General features: G+C 64.9%; 11 protein-coding genes. 6 read left to right on the top strand and 5 right to left on the bottom strand.

Features of this window, described 5'->3' with window-relative positions; all coding sequences use genetic code 11:
* Nucleotides 1-246 precede the first annotated feature (246 nt).
* From secA to IC232_RS12970, 4 genes are all read left to right on the top strand, one after another.
* Nucleotides 247-3,057 (top strand): preprotein translocase subunit SecA, encoded by a 2,811-nt coding sequence (secA, locus tag IC232_RS12985; RefSeq protein ID WP_190845408.1) that lies wholly within the window; start codon nt 247-249, stop codon nt 3,055-3,057.
* Nucleotides 3,058-3,148: 91 nt separating this feature from the next.
* A complete protein-coding gene (gene abc-f, locus IC232_RS12980) occupies nt 3,149-4,771 on the top strand; it encodes a ribosomal protection-like ABC-F family protein (protein ID WP_190845407.1) in 1,623 nt (540 codons plus the stop codon).
* 181 nt (nt 4,772-4,952) lie between these two features.
* On the top strand, nt 4,953-5,336 hold the full coding sequence (locus IC232_RS12975; protein ID WP_036358554.1) for a response regulator: 384 nt from the start codon (nt 4,953-4,955) through the stop codon (nt 5,334-5,336).
* Between the two features lie 5 nt (nt 5,337-5,341).
* Entirely contained in the window at nt 5,342-6,049 is a 708-nt protein-coding gene (locus IC232_RS12970) for a protein phosphatase CheZ (protein WP_190845406.1), read from the top strand.
* 168 nt (nt 6,050-6,217) lie between these two features.
* Here the strand turns inward: IC232_RS12970 and IC232_RS12965 are convergent, their stop codons facing one another.
* From IC232_RS12965 to IC232_RS12955, 3 genes are all read right to left on the bottom strand, one after another.
* A complete protein-coding gene (locus IC232_RS12965; protein ID WP_190845405.1) occupies nt 6,218-7,492 on the bottom strand; it encodes a murein L,D-transpeptidase family protein in 1,275 nt (424 codons plus the stop codon).
* A gap of 259 nt (nt 7,493-7,751) precedes the next feature.
* Nucleotides 7,752-8,705 carry an acetyl-CoA carboxylase carboxyltransferase subunit alpha gene (locus IC232_RS12960; protein WP_190845404.1) on the bottom strand — a complete coding sequence of 318 codons (954 nt, stop codon included), beginning with the start codon at nt 8,703-8,705 and terminating at the stop codon, nt 7,752-7,754.
* Nucleotides 8,706-8,954: 249 nt separating this feature from the next.
* Nucleotides 8,955-9,689, bottom strand: a complete 735-nt coding sequence (locus IC232_RS12955; protein ID WP_190845403.1) for a class I SAM-dependent methyltransferase — start codon at nt 9,687-9,689, stop codon at nt 8,955-8,957.
* A gap of 117 nt (nt 9,690-9,806) precedes the next feature.
* Between IC232_RS12955 and gloB the strand changes: the two genes are divergently transcribed.
* Together gloB and IC232_RS12945 are read left to right on the top strand one after the other, a co-directional pair.
* Nucleotides 9,807-10,574 (top strand): hydroxyacylglutathione hydrolase, encoded by a 768-nt coding sequence (gene gloB, locus IC232_RS12950; protein WP_190845402.1) that lies wholly within the window; start codon nt 9,807-9,809, stop codon nt 10,572-10,574.
* Between the two features lie 87 nt (nt 10,575-10,661).
* Nucleotides 10,662-11,426 carry a GNAT family N-acetyltransferase gene (locus IC232_RS12945; protein ID WP_190845401.1) on the top strand — a complete coding sequence of 255 codons (765 nt, stop codon included), beginning with the start codon at nt 10,662-10,664 and terminating at the stop codon, nt 11,424-11,426.
* Here the strand turns inward: IC232_RS12945 and IC232_RS12940 are convergent.
* The gene (locus IC232_RS12940) at nt 11,398-12,273 is read right to left on the bottom strand and encodes a DMT family transporter (RefSeq protein WP_190845400.1); all 876 of its coding nucleotides are present in this window, start codon (nt 12,271-12,273) and stop codon (nt 11,398-11,400) included. The genes IC232_RS12945 and IC232_RS12940 overlap by 29 nt on opposite strands.
* 134 nt (nt 12,274-12,407) lie before the next feature.
* Nucleotides 12,408-12,683 (bottom strand): SDR family oxidoreductase (locus IC232_RS12935; protein ID WP_190845399.1); only part of this gene is annotated, 276 nt, incomplete at its 5' end.

Below are 12,683 nucleotides of genomic sequence, written 5' to 3'. Positions count from 1 at the left end.
TGTTTCCTCTGGTGAGCGTGATCGCCCACGGACAGCGACGATCAGATGGCCGAATGTGTTTACGTTTGCAAGAGATGGCATATTTATGTCACAGCATCGCCGCTCGCGGGGTCTTGAACACCCCTCCGGCACCTCCTGAGGCTGCGCCACTAAAGGCACGGCCTTTAAGATGCAATCTGGCATGATTAGGTCTATAAGGCGGCCCAAACGCCCCTTATCCCTTTACGGAATTTTCGAAGGCTCCCGATGTTCGGTTCTCTCGCGAAGAAAATCTTTGGCTCGGTCAATGATCGCCGGTTGAAGTCCTACCGGCCCAAGATCGCGGCCATCAACGCGATGGAGGCCGAGCTGGAGGCCCTGTCCGACGAGCAGCTCCGCGCCCGCACGGAGGACTTCAAGGCTCAGCTCGCGGCAGGCAAGACCCTGGACGACATCCTGGTGCCGGCCTTCGCCACGGTTCGCGAGGCGGCCAAGCGGACCCTGGGGCAGCGCCACTTCGACGTCCAGCTCATCGGCGGCATGGTCCTCCACGAGGGCTCGATCGCCGAGATGCGCACCGGCGAGGGCAAGACCCTGGTGGCGACGCTCCCGGTCTACCTGAATGCGCTCGCCGGCAAGGGCGTCCATGTGGTCACGGTGAACGACTACCTGGCCAAGCGCGACTCGGAGTGGATGGGGCAGATCTACCGTTTCCTCGGTCTGTCCGTCGGCGTCATCGTCCACGGGCTCGACGACGTGGAGCGTGCCCAGGCCTATGCGGCCGACATCACCTACGGCACCAACAACGAATACGGCTTCGACTATCTTCGCGACAACATGAAATATGAGATGGCGCAGATGGTTCAGCGGGGCCACAACTTCGCCATCGTGGACGAGGTGGACTCGATCCTGGTCGACGAGGCCCGCACGCCGCTCATCATCTCCGGCCCGCTCGACGACCGCTCCGATCTCTACAACGCCATCGACGTGGTGATCCCGCGCCTCGACAAGAGCGACTACGAGCTCGACGAGAAGCAGCGCTCCGTGGCCCTCACCGAGGCCGGCACCGAGAAGATCGAGGAGCTGCTGCGGGAGATCGGCCTTCTCAAGGAGGGCGACCTTTACGACGCCCAGAACGCCACCTTGGTCCACCACATGAACCAGGCGCTGCGCGCCCACACCCTGTTCCAGCGCGACAAGGACTATATCGTCCGCAACGGCGAAGTGGTGATCATCGACGAGTTCACCGGGCGCATGATGCAGGGCCGCCGCTATTCGGAAGGCCTGCACCAGGCGCTCGAGGCCAAGGAGAAGGTTCAGGTCCAGCCCGAGAACCAGACGCTCGCCTCCATCACGTTCCAGAACTACTTCCGCCTCTACGACAAGCTCGGCGGCATGACCGGCACGGCAGCAACAGAAGCCGACGAGTTCCTCGAGATCTACAACCTCGAAGTGGTCGAAATCCCGACCAACCGGCCGGTTTCCCGCATCGACGACGACGATGAGGTCTACCGCACCTTCGAGGAGCGCTATCAGGCGGTGATCCGCGACATCGAGGAGGCCTCCGCCAAGGGGCAGCCGATCCTGGTCGGCACCACCTCCATCGAGAAGTCCGAGCATCTGGCCGATATGCTGGTCAAGCAGGGCTACACCCTCATCGACTTCGAGAATCCGCTGGCGCTCGAGCCCCTCTACCAGGACGCCCGCGCCGGACGCGGCACCAAGCACTTCGCCGTGCTGAACGCCCGCTTCCACGAGCAGGAGGCCTTCATCGTCGCCCAGGCCGGCGTGCCGGGCGCGATCACGATTGCCACCAACATGGCCGGCCGCGGCACCGACATCCAGCTCGGCGGTAACGCCAAGATGCGCGTCGAGCGCGAGCTCGCCGGCGTCGAGGGCGAGGAGCGCGCGCGCCGCGAGAAGGAGATCCTCGACGAGGTGGCGTCCTTCAAGGAAAAGGCGCTCGCCGCCGGCGGCCTCTACGTGCTCGGCACCGAGCGCCACGAGTCGCGGCGCATCGACAACCAGCTGCGCGGCCGCTCCGGCCGCCAGGGCGATCCGGGCCGCTCCAAGTTCTACCTGTCGCTCCAGGACGACCTGATGCGCATCTTCGGCTCCGACCGCATGGACGGCATGCTGCAGAAGCTCGGTCTGAAAGAGGGCGAGGCCATCATCCACCCGTGGATCAACAAGGCCATCGAGCGCGCGCAGGCGAAGGTCGAGGCGCGCAACTTCGACATCCGCAAGAACATCCTGAAATACGACAACGTCATGAACGACCAGCGCAAGGTCGTATTCGAGCAGCGCAAGGAGTTCATGGCGCAGGAGAGCGTGCGCGAGACCATCGACGACATGCGCCATGGCGTGATCGAAGACATCGTCGGCCGCGCTATCCCCGAGAACGCCTATGCGGAGCAGTGGGACGTCGAGGGACTCAAGGCAAACGTTCTCAACTTCCTCAACCTCGATCTGCCGGTCGATGAATGGGCCAAGGAAGAGGGCATTGCCGACGACGAGATCCGCGAGCGCATCACCAAGGCGGCCGACGAGGCCTATGCCCAGCGGATCGAGGCGAACTCGGCCGAGGTCATGAACTACGTGGAGAAGCAGGTTCTGCTCCAGAGCCTGGATCACCTCTGGCGCGAGCACCTCGTGACCCTCGACCACCTGCGTCAGGTTATCGGCTGGCGCGGGCTCGCTCAGCGCGATCCGCTCAACGAGTACAAGTCCGAAGCCTTTGAGCTGTTCAACGGCCTGATCGGCCACCTGCGCGAGCAGGTGACGGGCCAGCTCATGCGCATCCAGGTGGTGTTCCAGCAGCCGGAGCCGCAGGAGCTGCCGCCGATGTTCGCCCAGCATCTCGATCCGGCCACCGGCGAGAACGAGTTCGACTTGGCACAAGGGAGCGCCTTTGGGGCCGGTCCGGCGCTCGGCTTCGCCGCCGCAGCAGTGACCGAGCCGACGCCGTCACGTGACCCGAACGATCCTTCCTCCTGGGGCCGTGTCAGCCGCAATGAGCCCTGCCCCTGCGGTTCGGGCAAGAAGTTCAAGCACTGCCATGGGCAGTTCGTGGCCTAAAGCCGCCACGCCCTGAACCATATTCATGAAAAGCCCGGCCTCATGGCCGGGCTTTTTCTGCGCCGTCCACCATCGTCAAGTTTCAAAGACCATGATTCGCATCGAAAACGTCAGCAAGCAGAGCAGCCACCGGATTCTCTTCATCGAGGCGTCGGGCACCCTTCAGAAGGGGGAGAAGATCGGCCTCGTCGGCCCCAATGGGGCGGGAAAGACCACGCTGTTCCGCATGGTCACCAAGGAGGAGCTGCCGGACGAAGGCCAGATCTCCGTCGATCGCGGCATCACCATCGGGTATTTCAGCCAGGATGTGGGCGAGATGGCGGGCCGCAGCGCCGCCGCCGAGGTGATGGAGGGCGCAGGCCCCGTGAGCGCCGTGGCGGCGGAGCTGCGCGAACTCGAAGCCGCCATGGTGGATCCCGACAGGGCGGACGATCTTGATAAGATCATCGAGCGCTACGGTGAGGTGCAGGCGCGCTACGAGGAACTCGACGGATACTCCCTGGAAGGCCGTGCGCGCGAAGTTCTCGCAGGCCTCGGCTTTTCCCAGGAGATGATGGACGGCGACGTGGGCGCCCTGTCGGGCGGCTGGAAGATGCGCGTCGCGCTCGGCCGCATTCTTCTGATGCGTCCCGACGTGATGCTCCTCGACGAGCCGAGCAACCATCTCGATCTTGAGAGCCTGATCTGGCTGGAGGAGTTCCTGAAAGGCTATGACGGCGCGCTGCTCATGACCTCGCACGACCGCGCCTTCATGAACCGCATCGTCAACAAGATCATGGAGATCGACGGCGGCTCGCTTACCACCTATTCGGGCAATTACGAGTTCTACGAGCAGCAGCGTGCGTTGAACGAACAGCAGCAGCAGGCGCAGTTCGAGCGCCAGCAGGCGATGCTTGCGAAAGAGATCAAGTTCATCGAGCGCTTCAAGGCGCGCGCCTCCCATGCCGCGCAGGTGCAGAGCCGGGTCAAGAAGCTGGAGAAAATCGACCGGGTGGAGCCGCCCAAGCGCCGGCAGTCGGTGGCGTTCGATTTCCTGCCCGCGCCGCGTTCGGGCGACGATGTGGTCAGCCTGAAGAACGTGCACAAGCGCTATGGCAGCCGCAGCATCTATGAAGGCTTCGACTTCGGCGTGCGCCGGAAGGAGCGCTGGTGCGTCATGGGCGTCAACGGCGCCGGCAAGTCGACGCTCCTGAAGCTGGTGGCGGGTGCCACTGCGCCCGACGAGGGATCGGTGACCGTCGGCGCGAGCGTCAAGATGGGCTACTTCGCCCAGCACGCCATGGAGGTGCTGGAGGGCGACCGCACGGTGTTCGAATTCCTGGAGGATTCCTTTCCGCAGGCCGGGCAGGGCTCGCTGCGCACGCTCGCCGGCTGCTTCGGCTTCTCAGGCGACGATGCGGAGAAGAAGTGCCGCGTGCTCTCCGGTGGCGAGAAGGCGCGCCTCGTAATGGCCAAGATGCTCTACGACCCGCCGAACTTCCTGGTGCTCGACGAGCCCACGAACCATCTGGACATCGCCACCAAGGAAATGCTGATCGACGCGCTGTCGAAGTACGAAGGCACCATGCTGTTCGTCTCGCACGACCGCCACTTCCTGGCGGCCCTGTCCAACCGCCTCCTGGAAATCACCCCGGAGGGCGTTCATCAGTACGGCGGTGGCTACACCGAATACGTGGAGCGCACCGGCCAGGAGGCGCCTGGCTTACGGCACTGAACAATTGGTACCGATGCTGAAATGAGAAGCCCGGCCGAGAGGCCGGGCTTTTTGCTGCCGTGACGCCAGCTTGAGGCAAGCATCGTGAGGGATAAGGCAGGGACCCGAACAATCTTTTTGAAGAAGCGTCCGTCAAAAGCCTTCCTCTCATTTCCTTTCTCACTTTGCAGGCCGAACCATCATGGCATTGAACACGTCTCTCCCGGTGCTCATCGTTGACGACTATCAGACGATGCTGCGCATTATCCGCAACCTGCTGAAGCAGATCGGCTTCAACGACGTCGACGAGGCGAAGGACGGCTCGGAGGCTCTGGGCAAGCTCAAGGAGAAGAAGTACGGGCTGGTGATCTCCGACTGGAACATGGCGCCCATGACCGGCTTCGAGCTGCTGCAGCAGGTGCGCGCCGACGCGGAGCTGGGCAGCCTTCCCTTCATCATGATCACTGCCGAGGCCAAGACCGAGAACGTGGTCGCGGCCAAGCAGGCGGGCGTCAACAACTACATCGTCAAGCCCTTCAACGCCGATACCCTGCGCTCGAAGATCGCCGCCGTTCTGGGTGAGTAGCCGCCATGCGTCTCCCACCGCCTGTTTCCTTCGACCCTTTGAGCCTGGATCTCCTGGCCCAGTCCCGCGAGAGCATCGCGGCCCGTCGGCATGCCGAGATCATGCGGGGCATGGCTGCGATCCATGCGGCTCTCGAGCCGAGCAGTGGGGCATCCAAGGCCCTTCTCGACCAGATCCGGACCGACCTGCGCGAGGCGCTCCACCTCAAGGATGAGCTCGACGCCATCACGGAGTCGATCCAGCGCACCAAGCGCGAGATCGCGACCCTGCACTCCCACAGCCCGGGCGGGCAGGTGACGAGCGTCACCGACGAACTCGGAGCCGTGGTCTGCGGCACGGAGGCTGCCACCAACAGCATCCTGGCGGCCGCCGAGGAGATCGACGAGATCACCGGATCGCTGGCCTCCCGCCTGTCGGGCGACGATGCCGAGATGGCGCGGCGGATTTCGGACCGGGTGATCACGATCTTCGAGGCCTGCAATTTCCAGGACATTACCGGCCAGCGCATCAGCAAGGTCGTGGGTTCCATGAAGTTCATCGAGGAGCGCGTGACTCAGATGGCGCAGATCTGGGGCGGCCTGGAGAGCTTCAACGACGTGGAAGCCTTCCAGCTGCCGGAGCGGGAAGGGGACGAGGCTCTCCTGAACGGACCGGCCCTGGACGGCGACCCGAACCGCACCTCCCAGGACGCTATCGACGCCCTGTTCGGGTGATCGACTAGGATAAGACGCGCAACAACCGGCGCTGCCTCACAGGGCGGCCTTTCTCTTGCGGCCGCTTCTGACGTGCCTCTTGGTATCTCATTCCAAGGCTGATTGGGCCGTCCCAACAAAAAGCCCGCCTCATCGGCGGGCTTTTTGCATATCGTTGTTTTGGGGAGGTCAGTTCGCGTTCGCGACCTTGACGGGCGATGCAGCCTCGGCCCGCTTCTGCGGCATGGGCTTCATGGCAGGTGCGGTCTTCATCGGGGCCGCAGGCGCCACCTGCACCGTCTCAGCCAGGGGCTGAGCGGACGAGGTGCTGAAGAGGTCTGCGACGCCGCCGAACATCTTCTTGTAGAACGGCGTCTCTCCAGACGCGGGAGCTGCTACGGCAGCCGCCACCGGAGCCGTCTGCTCGGTCACGGCCGCGCGGGTCTCCGCCTGGGTGACGGGAACTTCCCGCATGGACGCGAAGGCCAGGGCCGTCGGGGGCGCCTCCGGCACTTCCTTGCCGGTGTCGTTGAGGGCGACCACACGCGGACCGGACGAGATGCCCTCGGTCCGGCTCACATAGCCGAGCTTGGTGTCGGTCACGCCCGTGACGTTGGCAAGCGCCGTGCGGAAGGATTCGTGCGTGTCGCCATCGTGGTAGACGAGCTTGATCGGCTTCTCGCCCTTGGCCACGAGCTCCGCCACTTCCTGTTCGTCCTGGACGCGCTTCTGCGCCACCACGGAGGCGGAGTCGGGATCGATGTTGAACTCGTAGCGTCCGCGGCCGGCGGCGACCTGAACTTCTTGCTTCGTCACCTCGAAGGCATCGGCGCCTTCCTTGAGGTTCTTCCAGAAGGCGATGTTCGGGTCGAGGCGGTGCTTGGCCAGGTTCTCGGCCGTCATCCGGAACGGATAGGACTGGAACTGGAAGCCGCGCTGGCCGGCGCCGAGGGCTTCGCGGGCAATGGCGTAGATCTCGGCCACATTCTGGTCCGTCATGGCGAAGCAGCCGCGCGACGAGCACGAGCCATGCACCATGATGTCGCCGCCGCTGCGGCCCATCGACCGGTCGAGCGCGTTCGGATAGCCGGTATCGAACGAGAGATAGAAATTGGAATTGGGGTTCATCTGCGCTGGGGTGACCGTGTAGAAGCCTTCCGGCACCTGGCGGTCGCCCTCGCGGTTCTTGGGGCCGAGCTGGCCCGACCAGCGGCAGACCGGGTAGGTCTTGAGGAGCGCGTACTTCCCGTTGGAGCCGCGCTTCCAGATCTCCAGCTCCGATTCCTTCTTATAGGCTCGGACCAGGATCGGGTCTTCCTTGGACATGCCCTTGGTCGACATCAACGCCATGGTGGCTGACGGAATCGGCACAAGGTGGCGTGTGGAGCCACGGGAGAGATTATCGTCCTGGCAGGCAGCAAGCGCGAGCACCAGGCTCGCGGCCAATGCGATACGCTTCATCATGGGGACCCCGCAATTTTTGATCTGCCCGGCGCCTTTGCCGAACAGTTCCCCTTTACCCCTAAATCGTTAGCCTTAACCCGCCCTTACTGCAAGCGGGGCCATGATGGAGTCGTGGTGAATGGAAGGTAAAAAATCCGTCTTTGGCGGCTTTTGGGCCTGTCTCTTTGGAGAGCAGGCCTCTCTTTGGAGGTAAAGCGAGGCCAAGGGCGCCGGAGTCCGCTCTTGTCAGCGTACTCCGTCCGTCATGGGAGAGGCCGGATCAGAGCTTCCGGCCGATGGCCAGGAACTTGTCGGCCCGGTGATCGCGGATCTCGGCCGGTCCCATATTGCCGAGGTCGTGCAGGGCTTCCTCGATGGCGTTGCCTGCGGCTTGGATGGTGGCCTGCGGGTCGCGATGGGCGCCGCCCACGGGCTCCGTCACGATGCCGTCGATGATGCCGAGCCGCAGGAGGTCCTGAGCCGTGATCTTCATGTTGGTGGCGGCGTCCTGGGCCCGGGCCGCGTCGCGCCAGAGAATGGAGGCCGCGCCTTCCGGCGAGATCACGCTGTAGATCGCATGCTCCAGCATCAGCACCTTGTTGGCGGTGGCGATCGCGATGGCGCCGCCCGATCCGCCTTCGCCGATCACGACGGAGACGTTGGGCACGCCCAAGGAGAGCTGCATCTCCGTCGAGCGGGCGATGGCCTCGGCCTGCCCGCGCTCCTCCGCCTCGATGCCCGGATAGGCGCCGGCGGTGTCGACGAACGAGATCACCGGCAGGCTGAAGCGGTCCGCCATCTCCATCAGGCGCACGGCCTTGCGGTAGCCCTCGGGGCGGGCCATGCCGAAATTGTGCCGGATGCGGGTCTCGGTGTTGTGGCCCTTCTCCTGGCCCATCACGCAGACCGGCTGGCCGCGGAAGCGCCCGAAGCCGCCGACGATGGCCTCGTCCTCGGCGAACTTGCGGTCGCCGGCGAGCGGAGTGAATTCCGCGATGAGCCCGGCGCAGTAATCAATGAAATGGGGCCGCTGGGGATGGCGCGCCACGAGGGTCTTCTGCCAGGGCGTGAGCCTGCCGTAGAGATCCTTCAGGGCATCGGCCGCCTTGACCTCCAGGCGGGAGATGTCATCGGCGATGGAGACGGCGTCCCGGTTCTCACCGAGCGCCCGAAGCTCCTCGACCTTGGCTTCCAGCTCCGCGACGGGCTTTTCGAAATCGAGATAACTGCGCATCAGACTCTACAGCATCGGGCCCAAAAGTGGATTTGCACTTTTGGGACTAACCCGATGCTTCCTCCATGAGTGAGAGCATCGTTCGGTGCGGAAAACCGGATCCACTTTTCCGCACGATGCTCTGATAGAATTGAAGACCGGCATGGCCCGATAGCCCTGCCGAAGCGGGGCGGACACTGGCGTTTCGGGCACTCTAAGTCAAGTTGAGCCCTGGCTTAGTCACCTGAAACGCGGCGGAATCAAGGACAATCAGCCTAGATGCGAGGCGGGGGCCGGAACGAAAACCGGCGAGAAGCGGCGCGAGCGCTGCACGGCCCGCACGGCGCCGGGCCGGTAGAGCTGCTTTGTGGCCTCGACGATATGGAGGCCGGCGAAGGGCAGGGAGAAGCCGGCGCCGACCTGCTCCCAGGCTTGGGCGGTCTGGAGCAGGAAGCGGTTGCGCAGGGGGGGAACGTAAAGGGTCTCGGCCCAGCCCTCCGGCGAGAACCAGGTCTGGCGCATGAGGCTTTTGAGCTGCGAGCGGCTATAGGGCTGGCCGTAGCCGAAGGGCGTGGTGTCCATCCGGGCCCAGAGCCCGCGCCGGTTCGGCGCCACCAGGATGATCCGGCCGCCCGGGGTGAGAATGCGCCAGATCTCGTGCAGGAGCTCGCTCGGGCTCTCCACCGTCTCCAGCGCATGGACCACGAGAACCCGGTCGATGGAGGCGTCGGGCAGGGGCATCATCAGCGGATCGACGAGGGCCGACGCGGAGGCCCCGGTGCTGGGCCAGTTCACCACGCCCTGGTTCGCCGGCATGAAGGCCAGCGTGCGCTCGCTCTCGCCCTTTGCGGCCGAGAGGTAGGGCGGCGCATAGCCGAGGCCGAGCACGCGCAGACCCGTCAGCGGGCCCCAGAACCGGTCGACGGCCCGGCCGACGAAGCGGCGCGTCACCGCCCCGAGGGGGCTGGCATAGAAGCCGCGCAGATCGGTGATATCGATGCTCATGACCTCAACAGGCTGCCTCTCGGGCCGGTCCGACACCGGCAATCGAGGGTTCGGGGTCTGGTTTCACGCGCCGACTGTCCCATGATAGCTCAGAGCACATCAAGACAAGGTTCCTCGATGTCAGCCCAGATCCACGCCTTTCTCTGCCTTCAGGACAATATCGGTGTTCTGATCCACGATCCCAACACGGGCGCCTGCGCGACCATCGACGCACCTGACGAAGGCGCGATCCTGGCGGCCTTGTCCGAGAAGGGCTGGCAGCTCACGGACATCCTCGTCACCCACCGCCATGGCGACCATGTGCAGGGCATCGACGGCCTGAAGCGCCGCACCGGCTGCCGGGTGGTGGCGCCGGTCAAGGCCCGCGAGGCGGTGCCTCATGCCGATGCCTATGTGCGCGAGGGCGACACGGTGCATGTGGGCGGCCTGCAGGCGCATGTGTGGGAGACGCCGGGCCATTGCCTCGACCACGTCTCCTACTGGTTCGCGGCGGACCGCGCGCTGTTTGCCGGCGATACCCTGTTCACCCTCGGCTGCGGGCGGATGTTCGAGGGCACCTACGCTGAGTTCTGGCACTCGCTGCAGCGCTTGGCGGCCCTGCCGGACGAGGCGCGGGTCTATTGCGGGCACGACTACACGCTCTCGAACGCACGCTTCGCGCTGGCAGTGGATCCGGACAATGCGGCGTTGAGGGCCCGAGCTGAAGAGGCGGAGGATGCCAAGGCGCAAGGACGCTTCCTGGTGCCGTCGACGATCGGCCAGGAGAAGGCGACCAATCCTTTCCTGCGTGCCGGGGAGCCGGCGCTCGCGAAAGCCGTTGATAAGCAGGGGGCCAGTCCCGTGGAGGTGTTCCAGGCCTTGCGCGAATGGAAGAACCGGTTCTGACCTAGAGCATCGGACCCAAAAGTGGAAACCACTTTTGGGATCCAATTCGATGCGCCACCGCGGCACCCTGCAGGAGCGGATAGCCTCATGAACGATCACAGCCTCATCATCGGGCTCGAGAGCCGCCTCGTGAATGCCTGGCCCTCGTTCGATTATCAGATCTATGACGGCTGGGTTCTGCGCCTTGCGGATGGCTATTCGAAGCGCGCCAATTCCGCGACGCCGTTCCGGTCGGGCGTCTCCCTCGACGACGAGCTCATCGACTACATGGTCGCCCGCTTCGTCGAGGCCAATGTGCGCCCGACCTTCCGCCTCAACGGGGTGGAAGCCTCCGATGTGGACGAGCGGCTGAAGCTGCGCGGCTTCAAGGAGATCGAGGCAACGCATGTTCTCACCGCGTCCATCAGCAGCGACGATTGCGAGCGCGATCCCGAGGTAGCGCTCGAGCCGCAGGTCTCCAAGCGCTGGGTGCGGGAGGCGGCGGGCTCCTATGGCGGCGACAAGGCCGATGACGAGACCCTGATGAAGATCGTCTCGCGCATTCGCCAGAAGGCAGCTTTCGCCACGCTCAGCCTCGACGACAGGCCCGTCGCCTGGGGCCTCGGGGTGGTGGAGCGCGGCTATGTGGGCCTCTACGACATCGTCGTCGCCCCGGACCTGCGTGGCATCGGGTTAGGACGCCGCGTGGTCTCAAGCCTCATGGCCTGGGGCTGCGAGCAGGGTGCGCACACGGCCTATCTCCAGGTGCGGGAGGAGAACGAGATCGCCCGCTCCCTCTACGGGGCGCTCGGTTTCGGCACCGCCTACCGCTACACCCACCGGGTCATGCCGGGACGCTCTTCTTCGGCGTGAGCGTGGCCACGAGTGCTCCGGCCACGATGAGGCCGCAGGCCAGCGCGAGCGAGAGGGTCAGCGCCGCATAGCCGGCGACCACCAGCAGCAGGGTCGAGAGCACCGGCGTCGCGTAGGAGGCAACGCCGAGAAAGCGGATGTCGCCCTGCTTCATGCCGATATCCCACACGTAGAAGGCCGCGCCCACCGGCCCGATGCCGAGCGCCACAAGGGCGAGCCATTGCGTCGTGGTCTCGGGCCACACGGTGGTCTCGAAGATCAGGTGGCAGACGAGGCTGAGCAGCGAGGTCACCAGGCAGAAGCCCGCCACCGCGTCGGTCGGCACCTGGCCGAAGCGGCGCGACAGCACCGAGTAGCCGGCCCACACAAAGGCGGCCACGAAGGCGCACAGATACCCCGGCATGTATTCCGCCCGCGCGTCGAAGGCGCCGCGTCCGGCGATGAGCACGATCACGCCGGCGAAACCCAGCAGCGCTCCGACGAGATGGGCCCGACGCAGGTGCTCGCCCGGCAGGAAGGACGAAAAGAGCACGATCAGGAGGGGCCAGAGATAATTGATCAGCCCGGATTCGGCCGGCGGCGCCCAGCGCAGGGCTGCGAAATAGAGGGCATGGTAGCCAAAGAGACCGCCGACGCCCAAGGCCCAGACGACAGGCTTCTGGCGCAGCGCTTTCAGCCCCTGCGGCCGCGCGATCCAGCTCGCCACGCCCACCAGCCCGCCCACCAGGAAGGTCATGGCATTGAGCTGAAACGGCGGGATCGTGCCTGTTGCCGCCGTGAACAGGGCGAGCATGGACCAGAGCAGGATGGCGGTGAGGCCGATGGTGGTGGCGGTGCGAGTCGTCATGATGACCGCCACCTAACACGTCATCCCGGTCGAAGCGAAGCGTAGAACCGGGATCGTCCGACGAGGAAAGCGCCTTTATCTCTAATCGATCCCGGATCGCAGCTCGAAGCTGCGTCCGGGATGACGCTACCCGATTAGGCCATGTACTGGCCGCCGTTCACCGACAGGGTCGAGCCGGTGACGAAGCCGGCGTCGTCCGCTGCCAGGAAGAGCACGGTGCGGGCGATCTCCTCCGCCTCGCCGAGACGGCCCACCGGAATGAGCGGCAGGATCTTGGCTTTCAGCACCTCTTCCGGCACCGCCTTCACCATCTCGGTGGCGATGTAGCCCGGGGCGATCACGTTGACGGTGACGCCCTTGTTGGCGTTCTCCTGGGCCAGCGCCTTGGCAAAGCCGATTACGCCGGCTTT

It is taken from the genome of Microvirga sp. (genome assembly GCF_014699075.1).
Lineage (GTDB): Bacteria > Pseudomonadota > Alphaproteobacteria > Rhizobiales > Beijerinckiaceae > Microvirga.
Note: the sequence above shows the minus strand (reverse complement) of the source record. Positions and strands in the feature narration are given on the sequence as shown.

Coding starts and splice junctions, on each gene's coding strand:
- IC232_RS12960 (WP_190845404.1), bottom strand. CDS start 8,705: ATGCGCAGTTATCTCGATTTCGAAAAGCCCGTCGCGGAGCTGGAAGCC.
- IC232_RS12955 (WP_190845403.1), bottom strand. CDS start 9,689: ATGAGCATCGATATCACCGATCTGCGCGGCTTCTATGCCAGCCCCCTC.
- IC232_RS12975 (WP_036358554.1), top strand. CDS start 4,953: ATGGCATTGAACACGTCTCTCCCGGTGCTCATCGTTGACGACTATCAG.
- secA (WP_190845408.1), top strand. CDS start 247: ATGTTCGGTTCTCTCGCGAAGAAAATCTTTGGCTCGGTCAATGATCGC.
- IC232_RS12945 (WP_190845401.1), top strand. CDS start 10,662: ATGAACGATCACAGCCTCATCATCGGGCTCGAGAGCCGCCTCGTGAAT.
- IC232_RS12940 (WP_190845400.1), bottom strand. CDS start 12,273: ATGACGACTCGCACCGCCACCACCATCGGCCTCACCGCCATCCTGCTC.
- IC232_RS12965 (WP_190845405.1), bottom strand. CDS start 7,492: ATGATGAAGCGTATCGCATTGGCCGCGAGCCTGGTGCTCGCGCTTGCT.
- abc-f (WP_190845407.1), top strand. CDS start 3,149: ATGATTCGCATCGAAAACGTCAGCAAGCAGAGCAGCCACCGGATTCTC.
- IC232_RS12970 (WP_190845406.1), top strand. CDS start 5,342: ATGCGTCTCCCACCGCCTGTTTCCTTCGACCCTTTGAGCCTGGATCTC.
- gloB (WP_190845402.1), top strand. CDS start 9,807: ATGTCAGCCCAGATCCACGCCTTTCTCTGCCTTCAGGACAATATCGGT.